The sequence below is a fragment of the Burkholderia pseudomultivorans genome, assembly GCF_001718415.1.
In the GTDB taxonomy this organism is placed as follows: Bacteria; Pseudomonadota; Gammaproteobacteria; order Burkholderiales; family Burkholderiaceae; genus Burkholderia; species Burkholderia pseudomultivorans_A.
Window position 1 is genome coordinate 1474383 of sequence record NZ_CP013378.1, and the last position, 16881, is coordinate 1491263.

8 protein-coding genes, 5 tRNA genes and 3 rRNA genes are annotated in these 16881 nt (G+C 62.5%); 15 read left to right on the top strand and 1 reads right to left on the bottom strand.

What is annotated here, in order from left to right; all coding sequences use genetic code 11:
* Positions 1 to 368: 368 nt before the first annotated feature.
* From WS57_RS19110 to WS57_RS19130, 6 genes are all read left to right on the top strand, one after another.
* The gene (locus WS57_RS19110; RefSeq protein ID WP_059517548.1) at positions 369 to 1154 is read left to right on the top strand and encodes a hypothetical protein; all 786 of its coding nucleotides are present in this window, start codon (positions 369 to 371) and stop codon (positions 1152 to 1154) included.
* A gap of 83 nt (positions 1155 to 1237) precedes the next feature.
* On the top strand, positions 1238 to 1351 hold the full coding sequence (locus WS57_RS35900; protein WP_230945450.1) for a hypothetical protein: 114 nt from the start codon (positions 1238 to 1240) through the stop codon (positions 1349 to 1351).
* 43 nt (positions 1352 to 1394) lie between these two features.
* Complete coding sequence (locus tag WS57_RS19115) at positions 1395 to 2645, top strand: metallophosphoesterase family protein (protein WP_009693965.1); 1251 nt, start codon at positions 1395 to 1397, stop codon at positions 2643 to 2645.
* A 3-nt stretch (positions 2646 to 2648) separates the two neighbouring features.
* Entirely contained in the window at positions 2649 to 6119 is a 3471-nt protein-coding gene (locus tag WS57_RS19120; protein WP_069244728.1) for a YhaN family protein, read from the top strand.
* Positions 6120 to 6238: 119 nt separating this feature from the next.
* Complete coding sequence (locus tag WS57_RS19125; protein WP_009693872.1) at positions 6239 to 6763, top strand: HD domain-containing protein; 525 nt, start codon at positions 6239 to 6241, stop codon at positions 6761 to 6763.
* Positions 6764 to 6768: 5 nt separating this feature from the next.
* Positions 6769 to 7476, top strand: coding sequence for a DUF429 domain-containing protein (locus WS57_RS19130; protein ID WP_069245456.1), 708 nt, complete (start codon positions 6769 to 6771; stop codon positions 7474 to 7476).
* A 62-nt stretch (positions 7477 to 7538) separates the two neighbouring features.
* Here WS57_RS19130 and WS57_RS19135 read toward each other — a convergent pair whose 3' ends face one another.
* On the bottom strand, positions 7539 to 7976 hold the full coding sequence (locus tag WS57_RS19135; protein ID WP_081337698.1) for an ATPase: 438 nt from the start codon (positions 7974 to 7976) through the stop codon (positions 7539 to 7541).
* 602 nt (positions 7977 to 8578) lie between these two features.
* Here WS57_RS19135 and WS57_RS19140 point away from each other — a divergent pair.
* The 9 genes from WS57_RS19140 (at position 8579) to WS57_RS19195 (ending at position 16833) form a co-directional block, all read left to right on the top strand.
* Positions 8579 to 10111 (top strand): 16S ribosomal RNA (locus WS57_RS19140).
* Positions 10112 to 10173: 62 nt separating this feature from the next.
* A tRNA-Ile gene (locus tag WS57_RS19145) sits at positions 10174 to 10250 on the top strand.
* A gap of 38 nt (positions 10251 to 10288) precedes the next feature.
* A tRNA-Ala gene (locus tag WS57_RS19150) sits at positions 10289 to 10364 on the top strand.
* Positions 10365 to 10657: 293 nt separating this feature from the next.
* A 23S ribosomal RNA gene (locus WS57_RS19155) occupies positions 10658 to 13537 on the top strand.
* Positions 13538 to 13723: 186 nt separating this feature from the next.
* A 5S ribosomal RNA gene (gene rrf, locus WS57_RS19165) occupies positions 13724 to 13836 on the top strand.
* The 16S, 23S and 5S rRNA genes sit together here with 2 tRNA genes alongside, the layout of an rRNA operon.
* A 543-nt stretch (positions 13837 to 14379) precedes the next feature.
* Positions 14380 to 15506 (top strand): IS3 family transposase gene (locus WS57_RS19175; protein WP_419468979.1). Its coding sequence is split into 2 segments (ribosomal slippage): positions 14380 to 14638 and positions 14638 to 15506, totalling 1128 coding nucleotides; the frame shifts between segments, so codons are not numbered across the junction.
* Positions 15507 to 16531: 1025 nt separating this feature from the next.
* Positions 16532 to 16617 (top strand) — tRNA-Tyr (locus WS57_RS19185).
* Between the two features lie 43 nt (positions 16618 to 16660).
* Positions 16661 to 16734 (top strand) — tRNA-Gly (locus WS57_RS19190).
* A 24-nt stretch (positions 16735 to 16758) separates the two neighbouring features.
* A tRNA-Thr gene (locus tag WS57_RS19195) sits at positions 16759 to 16833 on the top strand.
* Positions 16834 to 16881: the final 48 nt, after the last annotated feature.

Consider the following 16881-nt stretch of genomic DNA (forward strand, 5'->3'; position numbering starts at 1 on the left):
GCGGGCCGGGCCGTTTTTTCATGGCGGCCCGCGCGCCGCGCAGCGCTCGTCGTGCGCGAAGATCCGGAAATGCGCGGCCGCGCTCGCGCCGCGCCTTGCCTCGCCTTGAACCGGCGCCGACTCCCTCCGCCAGCCCGAGCGATTCCGCAATCGCCGGCGCGGCAGCGGTCGATGCCTGCCGCCCCTGCCCACGCCGCGTCCGTCATGCTTAAATAGCGGGGCTTCCGGTCGACGGGCGGGGGCGTGGCGGTGTCCGCCGACGCCGGCAGGCCTGTCCGCTCGACGCCGAGAGCGTGACGACAGATGACATCAAAGTGCCGCATCGGCTCAGCCGATGCGTTCCGATAACATTCCGAGGCATCCCGATCATGACCCTTCTGTTCCGTCTTCTCGCACTCGCGTGTGCGCTCTGGCTCGCCGCCTGTTCGTCCGGTCCGCCGCCGTCCGCCAGTCTCGGCGCGTCCGCGGCGCCTGCCGCGCCGAAGGCGCCGGCCGCCAGCGAACGGAGCGGGCTCGGCACCGCCTGGGGCGAATCGGTGCGCTCCGAGACGCGCAGCGTCGAATTCGAACGCGCGAACCCGACGACGCCGACCGACGTCGCATCGGTCTACTACAACGACGTCTTGCCGGGCCATCCTGCCGCGTCGCAGATTCGCCGGTTGCCGACCCGCGTCGCGCTCGCGAACGGCGACGTGTCGTTGTCGTTTACGGACGAACACGGCGCACCGCTGCATCTGGCGCGCGGCAACGGCCGGTGGCACATGGCGGGCGTCGACGGTTCGCGCTACATGATCGTGCTGCGCAACCAGGGGCGCCGCACGTTCGAGATCGTGTCGTCGGTGGACGGGCTCGACGTGCTGTCGGGCCGGCCGGGCAGCTACAGGAACGGCGGCTACGTGCTGTATCCGGGCCGCACGCTGACGATCGAAGGGTTCCGCAAGAGCCGGGATGAAGTCGCCGCATTCCGCTTCGCGTCGGTGCCCGACAGCTATGTGGCGAACTCGAAGTACGGCGATACCGCGAACGTCGGCGTGATCGGCGTCGCGTTGTTCGCGCAGAAGGAGAGCGAAGAAGATGCACTGCGTCGCAACGCGAATCCGTTCCCCGGCAACGACAACGGTTTTGCGCCGCCGCCGGCGCCGCGCGGCGAGTGATCGCGGGCCGTGATTCGACGGGGAATCGCATGACCCTGCCCGGTTTCAGGTACCATCCCGACCCGCTGTCGACCGGCAGCGTGATGCGTTCGCACGCGCGCTGCGTGTGTTGCGGCGACGCGCGCGGCCATGTTTACGCCGGTTGCGCATGTGCGGTCGAGGACGACGAGCCCGGCATCCGTCGGTGGCGCGACTGATGCGCGCGCCCGGCCGCCGTCGTCATCAACCAGAGGAATCTTCGTGAAGTTCATCCACGCGGCAGACATTCATCTCGACAGCCCGCTGCACGGCCTGAGCGCGTATCCCGACGCGCCGGCCGCGCAGTTGCGCAACGCGTCCCGCGACGCGCTGCGGCAGCTCGTGGATCGTGCGATCGAGGAGGAAGTCGCGTTTCTCGTGATCGCCGGCGACCTCTACGACGGCGACTGGAAAGATCACAACACGGGCATCTTCTTCAGCCAGCAGATGGGGCGCCTGCGCAAGGCCGGCATCCGCGCGTTCGTGCTGTGGGGCAACCACGATGCCGAGAGCGAGATGACGAAGAAGCTGACGCTGCCCGACAACGTCACGGTATTCAATCATCGCAAGCCGGAAACGCATCGGCTGCCGGAATTCGACGTGGCGCTGCACGGACAGAGCTTCAAGGACAAGGCCGTCGTCGACAATCTGGCGACCGCCTATCCGGATCCGGTGCCCGGCTGCTACAACATCGGCGTGCTGCACACGGCGCTCGAGGGTCACGCGGCGCATGCGAACTATGCGCCGTGCTCGCTCGCGGAACTGCACGCGAAAGGCTACGACTACTGGGCGCTCGGTCACGTGCACGAATTCCAGCAATGGTCGGGGCCGTCCACGGTGGTGTTTCCCGGCAACCTGCAGGGGCGGCATATCCGCGAGACGGGCCGGCGCGGCGCGGTGCTCGTCACCGTCGAGCAGGGCCGCACGCAGGTCGAGCGGCTGTACCTCGACGTACTGCGCTGGGAGGCCGTGTCGGTCGATGCGGCCGACTGCTTCACGATCGCCGATCTGTCCAGGAAGATCGGCCAGGCGCTGGAGGCGCTGCTGGCGGTCGACGGTCACGTGCCGCGCGCGGTGCGCGTGACGGTCACCGGGCGCACGCCCGCGCACGGCTTGTTCCTCGGTCGCGCGACGCAACTGCGCGCCGAGGTGCTGAACCAGATCGGCATCATCGGCAACGAGCGGCTGTGGCTCGAGAAAGTGAAGCTCGCGACCTCGGCCGCCGATCGGCCGCAGGGCGAGAGCGAGCAACTGGAGGCGCTGGAGGATCTGAAGCAGATCCTGGCCGAGGCCGCGCACGATCCGGATTTCCTCGCGCTGCTCGAACGCGACCTGAAGCCGTTTGTCGGCAAGGTGCGCAGCGACGTGAAGGAGGAGGTGCCGCTGCTGACGCTCGCGCGCGAAGGCGAGCTGACGGCGCTGGTACAGCAGGTCGGCCCGGCGCTGCTCGCGCGACTGGCGAGCGGGGAGTAAGCGATGCGCATCAGTCAGCTCGATCTGATCAAGTACGGCAAGTTCACCGACGAGACGCTGCGCTTCCCGTCGTCCGGCCAGGATTTCCATGTGATCGTCGGGCCGAACGAGGCCGGCAAGTCGACGATTCGCACCGCCGTGTCCGAACTGCTGTTCGGGATGAAACTGCAGACGCCGCTCGATTTCCTGCACAGCACGCCCGAACTGCGGATCGGCGGCGTGCTGGAGAGCGACGCGGGCGCGCTGGCGTTTCATCGCGCGCGCGGCCGCAGCCCGCTGCGCACGCCGGCCGACGACAAGCTGCCGGACGATTATCTTGCCGCCGTCCTCGACGGCGCGACGCGCGAATTCTTCGAGCAGATGTTCGGACTCGATCACGGGCGGCTGGTCGACGGCGGACGGAGCATCCTCGATGCGTCCGACAAGCTCGGCCAGGTGCTGTTCGAATCGGCCGCCGGCGTCGGCCGTCTCGGGCCGGTGCGGGAGGAACTCGACGCGCGCGCGCTCGAGCTCTGGGCGCCGCGCCGCAGCGGCAGCGCGTTCGCGCAGGCCGAGACCTCGTTTACCGAAGCGGTGAGCGAACTGAAGGCGGTCCAGGTGCGCACGCGCGACTGGGTCGAGCGCAAGGAGGCGCGCGAAGCGGTCGAACAGGAGATCGAGCATGCGCGCGCGGAGCTGCGCCGGCTCGAATCGCTGCGCTCGAAGCTCGAACGCGTGCGGCGGCTTGCGCCGTACCTGAAGGAACTGACGGTCAAGGAATTGGCGCTTGCCGAACTCGGCGCGGTCGTCGAGTTGCCGCCGACCGCCCACGCGGATCTGCTGAAGGCGCAGGGCGATCTCGCAGCCGAGCGCAAGGTGCTGGAGGCGCGCCGCGCCGATCTGCTCGCGAAACAGCAGGCGCGCGAGGCGATCGTCGCCGATGCCGACACGCTGGCGCGGGCGGCCGATATCGAGGCGCTCGACCAGTTGCGCGGCGCCTGCATGAACCATGCGCAGGATCTGCTGCTGCTCGGCGCAGAGGTCGGGCGGCACCTGTCGGCCGCCTTCGAAGCGGCATCGCAGCTCGGCTGGCCGACCGACGAGACGGCGCTGCGCGCGGCGTTGCCGAGCGCGCTGTCGCTGAAGACGGTCGCGAACCTGCTGCGCGAACACGGCGCGCTGCATCAGGCGCTGGCCGGCGCGCGCGAATCGCTCGACGAACGCACGCGCGAGTTCGAGCAGGCGCAGGAGCAGTTGACGAAGCTGGCGACGATCGACGTGCCGGAAGCGCTGCGCGCCGCGCTGGCCGAAGCGCAGGGCTTCCGCACCAGCGGCCCGCGCGAGCAGGCGCTCGAACGCGACATCGTCGCGGCCGAACGCGTCCTTGCCGACGCGCTCGATGCGCTCGGTCAATGGCGCCAGCCGGTCGAAGTGCTGCGTGCGCTCGACGTGCCGTCGGCAGCGCAGCTCGCGACGTGGCTGAAGGAAGAAAGCGAACGCGCGAGCGCGGCGGCGGCGGCGCGCGAGGCACGCGACGGTGCGCACGAAGAGCTCGAACGGCTCGAACTGCAGGAAAAGCATTTCGCGGAGAACCACAAGGTCGTCACGACCGCGGAAGTGCTGGCCGCGCGCGCGCGTCGCGACGGCGCATGGGGCGAGGTCCGCAGCGGTGCCGTCGACGTCGCCACCGGCGCGCCGGCCGTCGATGCGGCGATTCGTCTCGCGGACGAACTCGTCGATGCGCAGCTCGGCGCCACGCAGGCGGCGGCGACGCTGCAGTCGCTGCGTCAGCAGGTCGAATCGGCGCGCGCGGTGCTGGCGCGCAGGCAGGCGGCGCTGGACGAGCGCGAGCGCGAACTGGCCGCGCACCGCGACGCGTGGCGCGACCGCGCGGCGGCGGCCGGCGTGGCGGGCATGCCGCTGGCGGCGATGAGCGACTGGCTCGCGAAGCGCGACGCGGCGTTCGTCGCGCAGGCCGGGCTCGAGCGCCAGCGTCACGAGTTCGACACGACCCGCGACGCGCGCATGCGTGCCGAGGCCGCATTGCGTGCGGCGCTGCGGGCCGTATCGCGCGGCGACGATGCCGACGGGCTGGCGGCGCTCGTCGCGACCGCCGAAGCGTTCGTGCAGTCGGCCGAAAAGGCCATCGCGCGCAAAGACAGTCTCGAAGACCGCGCGCGTGAAGCCGAGCGCGGCTGTGCAACGGCGCGTGCGCGTGCCGGTCAGGCGCAGGCGGCTTACGACGCATGGCACGCGCAGTGGCGCGACGCGCTGGCCGACGCGAAGCTCGCGCAAAGCGCGGTGACGCTGGCCGCGGCCGAGGGCGCGCTCGGCCTCGCGAATACGGTGACGACCGAGCTGGCCGCCGCCGACGCGCCGCGCAACCGGATCGCGACGATGCGTGCGGAGCTGGCCGCGCTCGAGGCCGGCGCGCGGCGGCTTGCCGAAGCGCTGGCACCCGAATGGCTGACGATCGGCGACTGGCTGGAAGTGGCGCGCCGGCTGACGACGCGTCTGTCGGCCGCAACCGAAACCGCGCATGCGATCGAGCGCGCCGACGATGCGGTGCGCCAGGCCGATGCCAAGGTCGCGGACGCGGCCGCCGCGGTCGCGGGTGCGGATGCACGCGTCCAGCCGCTGCTGCAACTGGCCGGCGTGGCGTCGATCGATGCGGCGCTCCCGCTCGCGGAACGCTCGGATCGTCATCGCGAGCTTCGGCGCGCGATCGACGCCGCGCAGGAAGCGCTGGTCCGCGATGGCGATGGCCTGTCGCAGGCGGCTGTCGAAGCCGAGGTCGCCGAACAGGACATCGCCGACGTGCCCGCACATCTCGAAGCGGTGAAGCAATCGCTGGACGATGTCGGCAGGCGGCTGAACACGCTCGCGCAGCAGCAGGTCGTCGCCGAGCAGGCATTCGGCGCGATCGACGGTCAGGCGAACGCGGCGGTGGCCGAGGCGAAGCGTCAGGAAGCGCTGGCGGCGATGGGCGACGCGGCCGAGCAGTATCTGGAGGCCGCCACCGCGAGCCGGCTGCTGAAGTGGGCGACGGACCGCTATCGCGACCAGAAGCAGGGGCCGATGCTCAGGCGGGCGGGCGAGATCTTCGCCGGCCTGACGCTGGGCGAATTCGCGCGGTTGACCGTCGATACCGAGCGGACGCCGCCCGCGCTGTATGCGCGGCGCACGCGCGGGACGTCGGTCGAGGTGGCCGGGCTCAGCGAGGGGACGCGCGACCAGCTGTTCCTCGCGCTGCGGATCGCCGCGCTGGAGCTGCAACTCGCCAGCCGGACCGCGCTGCCGTTCGTCGCCGACGATCTGTTCATCAACTTCGACGATACGCGCGCGAAGGCGGGGCTTGAAGCGCTGCGCGATCTTTCGACGCGCACCCAGGTGCTGTTCCTGACGCACCACGATCATCTGCTGCCGCTGGTGACGGAGGTGTTCGGCGCGCAGGTCAACGTGGTCGCGCTGCAGCGCGACGCTGCTGCGGCGTGATGGAAGGCGGGTCGGTATTCCTGCGTACGGGAGCGGTCATCGCAGGCAGGTAGTATGGCGGGTCCGAGATGCACGCGGCCGGCGGTCCGGTCGCGGGTCGAGCCACACGAGGGAGTGTCATGAACAAGCTGGTAGCCGCCATCGCGTTCGCGGCGGACAGGCATCGCAATCAGCGGCGCAAGGACGCGGACGCCTCGCCGTACATCAACCATCCGATCGCGCTCGCCGACGTGCTGGCCAACGAGGCCGGCATCGAGGACGAGCGCGTGATCGTCGCCGCGGTGCTGCACGACACGATCGAGGACACGGAGACGACCGAGCAGGAATTGCTGCGGCTGTTCGGCAAGGACGTCGCGGACATCGTGATGGAGGTGACCGACGACAAGTCGTTGCCGAAGGACGAGCGCAAGCGCCTGCAGGTCGAGCACGCGGCGCAGATCAGTCGGCGCGCGAAGCTCGTGAAGCTGGCCGACAAGATCTGCAACCTGCGCGACATCGCACGGCATCCGCCCGCGGACTGGCCGCTCGAGCGCAGGCAGGCGTATTTCGACTGGGCGAAGTCGGTGGTCGACCGGATGCGCGGCGTGCATCCCGGCCTCGAGGCGATCTTCGATACCGCGTACAACGCGCGGCCGGCGGAGTAGCCGTGATGCGCTCGGCTCGATCGTCGGCAAGCGGCGCGCATCGCGGTCGCGAGCGCGCGGTGCAGCCGTGCGCGGTCGCGGGTGTCGATGTCGGCGGCGACCGCAAGCTGTGCGATCTCGTGATCCTGCGCGGCTCGACCGTCGTGCGCCACGAGGAACGGATCGCACCGGAAGCGCTGCCTGCGCTGTGCGTCGAGCACGATGTCGTGGCCGTCGGCGTCGATGCGCCGAGTTGCTGGTGGAGCGGGGGCGGACGCCGTCCGGCCGAACAGGCGCTCGCCCGCGAACGGATTTCGTGCTTTCCGACGCCGACGCAGCAGCAGGCGATGGCGAGCGTGTCGGGTTTCTTCGACTGGATGTTCATCGGCGAGCGCGTCTATCGCGCGCTTGCGCCGGCGTATCCGCTGCTGACCGGCGCGCGCTATGCGGGCGGTCGCGTGAGCTTCGAAACCTATCCGTATGCGATCACCTGTGCGTTGCTCGGTCGGACGGTCGCGTCGGCGAAGCTGAAGCGGATCCAGCGTCGGCAACTCCTGGAGAAACTGGGGATCGACGTGTCGATGCTGCAATCGGTCGATGCACGGGACGCGACGCTGTGTGCATTGACCGCCCGGTTCGTGATCGACGGGAACGCGCACGCATACGGTGCGGAGGACGGCGGATATATTCGTGTGCCGATCGTGAACGAGTCGGTCGTTCTCGATGCGCTGTAGTGTCGTCGCGGGACGGTGAGCTTTTTCGGGAGGCGCAGGGATGGCCTCCCGATGCGTGTGCGTCAGTCTTCGAGGATGGATGGCGGGACGTTGTCGAGATCGCAGTCGTACGCCTGATCGAAGTAGTCTTCCGCATCGTTGATCATCACGACCGCGACGTCGATCAGTTCGTCGAGGCGCTGCAGCAGCGATTCGCGCCACTCGTCGTCTTCTTCGCGCTCGGGCGTCTTGTCGAGCTGCTCGATGATCGAGTCGGCGGTCTGCAGGAACGGAATCGCCTGCTGGTAGTTTTCGATCGAGACCATCGCGGCGTTGCGCGCGCCGACGAGCCGTTCTCGGTGCTCGTCCGCGAGTTCGGATTCACCGCTGATGCGGGGCAGTACATCCGAGATGCGCTGCAGCAGCGGCGGGACCTGTTCTTCGAGCACGGTGGCGCGTTGGCGCAGGGCTACGTATTCGGCGCGAAGGTCGGCGTCGCCGGATTGAGTGGTGCTGTCCATCGTCGATATCAGTGCGTAGTGCGATCGCGGCATGATACTCGACGGCGGGCGATGCATCGTTTGTTCCGAACATTGCGGCGGCGGGGCGGCTGCTTCGTGCGCTCTTATATATATGGAAGGGGCCGGTATCCAGCGCGGGGTGCTTCAAACTATTTTCACAAACCCCTTGCGCGATTGGCTGCGGGTGCCTAGAATCACGCCTCTTTCGCGCTGACGGCAACGCGGCGCGGAAGGGGAAGCGGAGTCGGCGGTGTGCTGCAGTGGGGGCGCGCTGGCGACGAAGGAAGAAGAACCCCGCAGTCGCAACGCTGAGTAGCAAAAAGTTGTTGACGCGCTGCGAAACACGGTTCATAATCTCGCTTCTCTGCTGCTGAAAACGCAGCGCTGCTGGAAGGCCCGATGCCTCTCGCAGAATGCTCTTTAAAAACTAACAGCCGATAAGTGTGGGCGCTTGATGTGAGCGAGACCCGATCCTCGGATCGGGATAGCAAAAGTATCAAGAGTCTCACACTAAAGTAAGTCAGGTTTATGAAGTAATTCATAACCTGTCAGCTTTGAGTGAGCGACCGGTTTCTAACGAAACCGAAAACAGTAACAGGTTTGAACTGAAGAGTTTGATCCTGGCTCAGATTGAACGCTGGCGGCATGCCTTACACATGCAAGTCGAACGGCAGCACGGGTGCTTGCACCTGGTGGCGAGTGGCGAACGGGTGAGTAATACATCGGAACATGTCCTGTAGTGGGGGATAGCCCGGCGAAAGCCGGATTAATACCGCATACGATCTACGGATGAAAGCGGGGGACCTTCGGGCCTCGCGCTATAGGGTTGGCCGATGGCTGATTAGCTAGTTGGTGGGGTAAAGGCCTACCAAGGCGACGATCAGTAGCTGGTCTGAGAGGACGACCAGCCACACTGGGACTGAGACACGGCCCAGACTCCTACGGGAGGCAGCAGTGGGGAATTTTGGACAATGGGCGAAAGCCTGATCCAGCAATGCCGCGTGTGTGAAGAAGGCCTTCGGGTTGTAAAGCACTTTTGTCCGGAAAGAAATCCCTGGCTCTAATACAGTCGGGGGATGACGGTACCGGAAGAATAAGCACCGGCTAACTACGTGCCAGCAGCCGCGGTAATACGTAGGGTGCAAGCGTTAATCGGAATTACTGGGCGTAAAGCGTGCGCAGGCGGTCTGTTAAGACAGATGTGAAATCCCCGGGCTCAACCTGGGAACTGCATTTGTGACTGGCAGGCTAGAGTATGGCAGAGGGGGGTAGAATTCCACGTGTAGCAGTGAAATGCGTAGAGATGTGGAGGAATACCGATGGCGAAGGCAGCCCCCTGGGCCAATACTGACGCTCATGCACGAAAGCGTGGGGAGCAAACAGGATTAGATACCCTGGTAGTCCACGCCCTAAACGATGTCAACTAGTTGTTGGGGATTCATTTCCTTAGTAACGTAGCTAACGCGTGAAGTTGACCGCCTGGGGAGTACGGTCGCAAGATTAAAACTCAAAGGAATTGACGGGGACCCGCACAAGCGGTGGATGATGTGGATTAATTCGATGCAACGCGAAAAACCTTACCTACCCTTGACATGGTCGGAATCCTGAAGAGATTCGGGAGTGCTCGAAAGAGAACCGGCGCACAGGTGCTGCATGGCTGTCGTCAGCTCGTGTCGTGAGATGTTGGGTTAAGTCCCGCAACGAGCGCAACCCTTGTCCTTAGTTGCTACGCAAGAGCACTCTAAGGAGACTGCCGGTGACAAACCGGAGGAAGGTGGGGATGACGTCAAGTCCTCATGGCCCTTATGGGTAGGGCTTCACACGTCATACAATGGTCGGAACAGAGGGTTGCCAACCCGCGAGGGGGAGCTAATCCCAGAAAACCGATCGTAGTCCGGATTGCACTCTGCAACTCGAGTGCATGAAGCTGGAATCGCTAGTAATCGCGGATCAGCATGCCGCGGTGAATACGTTCCCGGGTCTTGTACACACCGCCCGTCACACCATGGGAGTGGGTTTTACCAGAAGTGGCTAGTCTAACCGCAAGGAGGACGGTCACCACGGTAGGATTCATGACTGGGGTGAAGTCGTAACAAGGTAGCCGTATCGGAAGGTGCGGCTGGATCACCTCCTTTCCAGAGCTAGCTCGCCAGGTTGAGCGCTCACGCTTATCGGCTGTAAATCAAGACAGACTCAGGGGTCTGTAGCTCAGTCGGTTAGAGCACCGTCTTGATAAGGCGGGGGTCGTTGGTTCGAATCCAACCAGACCCACCAAGTTGTCTGGCGTGAAGAAACCTGGGGCGTCTCTGTATGGGGGCATAGCTCAGCTGGGAGAGCACCTGCTTTGCAAGCAGGGGGTCGTCGGTTCGATCCCGTCTGCCTCCACCAATCTTCAATGCGAAGTGCTTGGTTCGAAAGCGAACCGAGGATTTGGCATTGGCGATTGAGCCAGTCAGAGTGATGCAGGAAACTGTATCGGCTGTCGTTCTTTAACAATCTGGAAGAAGTAAGTAATTTGGATAGCGGAAGCGTCTTTGAGATGGACGTGGAAACTATCCGGGTTGTGATTGTATCGATGTATCTCAAGATGATTCGAACTTCATTGTTCGACTCTAATTGGAATACGGCACAACGCGAGAACTCAACCTGTAGCGACTGTCGATGAGACAGACTCGTTATAGGGTCAAGCGAACAAGTGCATGTGGTGGATGCCTTGGCGATCACAGGCGATGAAGGACGCGGTAGCCTGCGAAAAGCCCCGGGGAGCTGGCAAACAAGCTTTGATCCGGGGATGTCCGAATGGGGAAACCCACTCCTTATGGAGTATCCATGGCTGAATACATAGGTCATGTGAAGCGAACGCGGTGAACTGAAACATCTAAGTAACCGCAGGAAAAGAAATCAACCGAGATTCCCAAAGTAGTGGCGAGCGAAATGGGATGAGCCTTGTACTCTTTATTTGTATTGTTAGCCGAACGCTCTGGAAAGTGCGGCCATAGCAGGTGATAGCCCTGTAGGCGAAAACAGTATGAAAGAACTAGGTGTACGACAAGTAGGGCGGGACACGTGAAATCCTGTCTGAAGATGGGGGGACCATCCTCCAAGGCTAAATACTCGTGATCGACCGATAGTGAACCAGTACCGTGAGGGAAAGGCGAAAAGAACCCCGGGAGGGGAGTGAAATAGATCCTGAAACCGCATGCATACAAACAGTCGGAGCCTCGCAAGGGGTGACGGCGTACCTTTTGTATAATGGGTCAGCGACTTACGTTCAGTAGCAAGCTTAACCGTATAGGGCAGGCGTAGCGAAAGCGAGTCCGAATAGGGCGTTCAGTTGCTGGGCGTAGACCCGAAACCAGGTGATCTATCCATGGCCAGGATGAAGGTGCGGTAACACGTACTGGAGGTCCGAACCCACTAACGTTGAAAAGTTAGGGGATGAGCTGTGGATAGGGGTGAAAGGCTAAACAAACCTGGAAATAGCTGGTTCTCTCCGAAAACTATTTAGGTAGTGCCTCGTGTCTCACCTTCGGGGGTAGAGCACTGTCATGGTTGGGGGGTCTATTGCAGATTACCCCGCCATAGCAAACTCCGAATACCGAAGAGTGCAATCACGGGAGACAGACATCGGGTGCTAACGTCCGGTGTCAAGAGGGAAACAACCCAGACCGCCAGCTAAGGTCCCCAAATATGGCTAAGTGGGAAACGAAGTGGGAAGGCTAAAACAGTCAGGAGGTTGGCTTAGAAGCAGCCACCCTTTAAAGAAAGCGTAATAGCTCACTGATCGAGTCGTCCTGCGCGGAAGATGTAACGGGGCTAAGCCATATACCGAAGCTGCGGATGCGAGCTTGCTCGCATGGTAGGAGAGCGTTCCGTAAGCCTGCGAAGGTGCCTTGTAAAGGGTGCTGGAGGTATCGGAAGTGCGAATGCTGACATGAGTAGCGATAAAGGGGGTGAAAGGCCCCCTCGCCGTAAGCCCAAGGTTTCCTACGCAACGTTCATCGGCGTAGGGTGAGTCGGCCCCTAAGGCGAGGCAGAAATGCGTAGCTGATGGGAAGCAGGTCAATATTCCTGCACCGTCGTTAGATGCGATGGGGGGACGGATCGCGGAAGGTTGTCCGGGTGTTGGAAGTCCCGGTCGCTGCATTGGAGAAGGCGCTTAGGCAAATCCGGGCGCGGAATTCAAGGGTGTGGCGCGAGCTCCTTCGGGAGCGAAGCAATTGGAAGTGGTTCCAAGAAAAGCCTCTAAGCTTCAGTCTAACGATGACCGTACCGCAAACCGACACAGGTGGGCGAGATGAGTATTCTAAGGCGCTTGAGAGAACTCGGGAGAAGGAACTCGGCAAATTGGTACCGTAACTTCGGGATAAGGTACGCCCTTGTAGCTTGACTGGCCTGCGCCAGGAGGGTGAAGGGGTTGCAATAAACTGGTGGCTGCGACTGTTTAATAAAAACACAGCACTCTGCAAACACGAAAGTGGACGTATAGGGTGTGACGCCTGCCCGGTGCCGGAAGATTAAATGATGGGGTGCAAGCTCTTGATTGAAGTCCCGGTAAACGGCGGCCGTAACTATAACGGTCCTAAGGTAGCGAAATTCCTTGTCGGGTAAGTTCCGACCTGCACGAATGGCGTAACGATGGCCACACTGTCTCCTCCCGAGACTCAGCGAAGTTGAAGTGTTTGTGATGATGCAATCTACCCGCGGCTAGACGGAAAGACCCCATGAACCTTTACTGTAGCTTTGCATTGGACTTTGAACCGATCTGTGTAGGATAGGTGGGAGGCTATGAAACCGAACGCTAGTTTCGGTGGAGCCGTCCTTGAAATACCACCCTGGTTTGTTTGAGGTTCTAACCTTGGTCCGTGATCCGGATCGGGGACAGTGCATGGTAGGCAGTTTGACTGGGGCGGTCTCCTCCCAAAGGGTAACGGAGGAGTACGAAGGTACGCTAGGTACGGTCGGAAATCGTGCTGATAGTGCAATGGCATAAGCGTGCTTAACTGCGAGACCGACAAGTCGAGCAGGTGCGAAAGCAGGTCATAGTGATCCGGTGGTTCTGTATGGAAGGGCCATCGCTCAACGGATAAAAGGTACTCTGGGGATAACAGGCTGATACCGCCCAAGAGTTCATATCGACGGCGGTGTTTGGCACCTCGATGTCGGCTCATCTCATCCTGGGGCTGTAGCCGGTCCCAAGGGTATGGCTGTTCGCCATTTAAAGAGGTACGTGAGCTGGGTTTAAAACGTCGTGAGACAGTTTGGTCCCTATCTGCCGTGGGCGTTGGATATTTGAAGGGGGCTGCTCCTAGTACGAGAGGACCGGAGTGGACGAACCTCTGGTGTACCGGTTGTGACGCCAGTCGCATCGCCGGGTAGCTATGTTCGGAAGAGATAACCGCTGAAAGCATCTAAGCGGGAAACTCGCCTTAAGATGAGATATCCCTGGAGGCTTGACCTCCTTGAAGGGTCGTTCGAGACCAGGACGTTGATAGGTCGGGTGTGTAAGCGCAGTAATGCGTTCAGCTAACCGATACTAATTGCCCGTAAGGCTTGATCCTATAACAAGTCTGTCTCGATAGCCGTTAGCGCTTCAGCGCTTACGGATATCGAGCGTCGAGTGCGAGGCACTCGACGTACTGCGGTTGAAGTACCGCGTATGTGTGAGATACAACCTCACAACCCAACCAAATTACTGCTTCTTCCAAGATTGGTTGCGCTGCGAAGCAACGCAACAACCCTCTTTGCCTGATGACCATAGCGAGTCGGTCCCACCCCTTCCCATCCCGAACAGGACCGTGAAACGACTCCACGCCGATGATAGTGCGGATTCCCGTGTGAAAGTAGGTAATCGTCAGGCTCCCTAAGCCAGAAACCCCCGCCCGATCAGGCGGGGGTTTTTGCATTTGCGGGGCGGAAATGGGCGCAGTCAGCGCTCCGCCAGAACCATGGACTTTCCTCGCTCTGTGTCCGTCTTGGCCGATTGCGACTTGTCCGAGCCTCGCTGATCTTCCCCGAATCACAATCCAATTCAGTACCGATACCGGTTTCCGACCGGAATCGCCTCGTCTTGCCAATCCTGCTAACCCCGTAACGCTCGGCCAACGATTTTTCCGGGGCGCAGCTGCCGAATCGACTTGCGGGCGTCCTGCAGGGCATCCTTGGCAGGTGGTGATGCCTGCGCGACATCCCGCCGGGAGTCTTCCAGTTGCGTCTGCGAAGTCAGTACCGGTCGACCGCTGCGCCACGCCTGGATTGCCCACATCGGCGAAGATGCCGTGCCGCCAAAGCAATCGCGCCCGTCGCCGGCAACGCGAGATATCTCTGGCGCCGGTGCCGGTCTGACCTGCTCCCCGCGTTTAGTACGGTGACGGTGTAGAGTCCGTTCCAGAGAGGAACGGCAATGAAAAAGCGATTCACCGAAGAACAGATCATCGGCATCTTGAAGGAAGCCGAGGCTGGCCTGAAGCCGGCGGAGCTGTGTCGCAAGTACGGCATCTCGGAAGCGACCTACTACAACTGGAAAGCGAAGTTCGGCGGGATGACGGTCTCCGAAGCTCAGCGCCTGAAGGAACTGGAGCAGGAGAACAGCAAGCTCAAGCGACTGTTAGCCGAATCGATGCTCGACAACGCCGCGCTGAAGGACCTGCTGGCTCGAAAGTAGCAAGCCCGCAGGCCAAGCGCGAAGCGGTCCGGATATTGATGACCGAACGTGCCATGGGTGTTACCCGGGCCTGCGGGCTGGTAGGGATTTCGCGCTCGCTGTTCCACTACGAATCACGCCGCCGAGTTGATGACGAAGCGCTGACTGGCCGGATGATGGCCATCGCCGCGCAGAAGCGCCGCTACGGCTATCGCCGGATTCACGTGCTGTTGCAGCGGGATGGCTGCTTCGCCAACCACAAGCGCATCTGGCGCCTGTACAGCAAGGCGGGGCTGAGCGTGCGCAAGCGGCGACGCAAGCGTATTGCGGCTGTCGAGCGCACGCCGCTGCCGTTAGCAACAGGCCCGAATCAGAGCTGGTCGATGGACTTCGTTTCTGACGGGCTGGCCTATGGTCGGCGGTTTCGATGCCTGAACGTGGTCGACGACTACACGCGCGAGTGCTTGGCCATCGAGGTCGATACTTCGCTGCCGGGCCTACGAGTGCAGCAAGTGCTCGAGCGGCTCAAGGAGATGCGAGGCTTACCCGCATCCATCACGGTCGACAACGGGCCGGAGTTCGCTGGTAAGGTGCTGGATGCATGGGCCTACGAAGCCGGTGTCACGCTGTCGTTCATTCGGCCTGGCAAGCCGGTGGAGAATGCCTATATCGAGAGCTTCAACGGGCGGTTCCGCGATGAATGCCTGAACGAGCACTGGTTCGTCTCAATGCGCCACGCCAAGCGGCTGATTGAGGAATGGCGTATCGAGTACAACACCGAGCGGCCTCATAGTTCACTCGGCTATCTGACGCCGGTGCAGTTCGCGCGGGCGCACGATGCAAAGCAGCAGTTTTTAACCTCGGACTCTAACTGCGGTTCGGACTAAAACCGGGGGCAGGTCAGGTCGACTTCAACGGGGCTGTACGGGATTGCTCGAAGCGAAGCGCTCATCCGACGGAGGCCGCGACAGTACGCTTCATATTTGACTTCGTGTCGGTACGAGCTCGACGGGCGCTGGCCCCGAGTGGTTGCCGCAGCTTGTCGTACTTGAGTTGGCCCGCCTCCTCGAGCGAACAAGGCAAAGTGAACGCGCCGGCATCGAGCCGACGAGCGGGTGCAATGCCTGCCGCAACCCAGAACGTTTGTCGCGACTGCGGCGCAGATGCCGTCCGGCACCTTGGTGCAAGCGCGCTTATCGCGGCTAATCAGCGGCAGCACCATGTCAACGCACATCGCATCAGCCGCCTGGCCTTCCTATCGTTCGCGGAGAAGCCTGCCCGCGGCGAGAGGACGAGCACGGAAGCGGCGCTCTGCCCCTACGCCTTAAGGGCATCCCGTGGTTCGGAGTGCGTCCTGGGCGACCTGCTGGTACCCGGAGCGTCGACGCAACTGGCGCGGCTCGATGGCTTCGGACTGTTGCGGACGCGTGTCCCTCCGCCGGCCGAGCGTGCCCCAACGTGCGAACAGCGAGCGAAGCTGCTGCGTATGGCGTGATCGCCAGGCAAGCCGTTGCGACGAGGCGCATGCATAGAACCGAGAAGGCGCTGTCAGCGCTGCGCAACGCGCTTCGGATCAGATCCATAACGGTCGGACGATAGACGGGAAAGCGCCCGCGCCGGCCTTGCCGAGCCGCCCGGCACGAATATTGCAAAAAATTTGCGCTACCCGCTTGGCATTGTGCTCCAGAGATCGTATGATGGCGGTCTTTCGTTTTCAGCGCTAACGCAGTTCGGCGCTGGAGGCGGAGTCTGACGAAGATGTGGGCGCCGGTTGGCGAACCTCTCGTCTCCACCGTAGCCTGGTGGGGCGCGTGTCAGGTGATCGAGCGGGCGCTCGGGAAGAAAATGAAAATAATCTTCCTGTAGTGCTTGACAAGAGTTCGATGCACCCCCATAATCGTCAGTTCTCTACGGAGGGGTGCCCGAGTGGCTAAAGGGGGCAGACTGTAAATCTGTTGGCTTACGCCTACGTTGGTTCGAATCCAACCTCCTCCACCAAGATATCAGCGCAGAGAGCGGTAGGGACTCGTTAGTGGCCCGTGCGGGTGTAGCTCAATGGTAGAGCAGAAGCCTTCCAAGCTTACGACGAGGGTTCGATTCCCTTCACCCGCTCCAGTTCGTGTAGTTGAAGCACAAACCGCCCATGTGGCTCAGTGGTAGAGCACTCCCTTGGTAAGGGAGAGGTCGGCAGTTCGATCCTGCCCATGGGCACCAGCAGTACAGTCAGTGTCTGTTTGCGCGCGGCGCAACATGTGAAATTCC

Bases quoted from the DNA above. Each gene is read 5' to 3' on its own strand.
- WS57_RS19120 (WP_069244728.1), top strand. From the start codon at position 2,649: ATGCGCATCAGTCAGCTCGATCTGATCAAGTACGGCAAGTTCACCGAC.
- WS57_RS19130 (WP_069245456.1), top strand. From the start codon at position 6,769: ATGCGCTCGGCTCGATCGTCGGCAAGCGGCGCGCATCGCGGTCGCGAG.
- WS57_RS19135 (WP_081337698.1), bottom strand. From the start codon at position 7,976: ATGGACAGCACCACTCAATCCGGCGACGCCGACCTTCGCGCCGAATAC.
- WS57_RS19110 (WP_059517548.1), top strand. From the start codon at position 369: ATGACCCTTCTGTTCCGTCTTCTCGCACTCGCGTGTGCGCTCTGGCTC.
- WS57_RS35900 (WP_230945450.1), top strand. From the start codon at position 1,238: ATGCGTTCGCACGCGCGCTGCGTGTGTTGCGGCGACGCGCGCGGCCAT.
- WS57_RS19125 (WP_009693872.1), top strand. From the start codon at position 6,239: ATGAACAAGCTGGTAGCCGCCATCGCGTTCGCGGCGGACAGGCATCGC.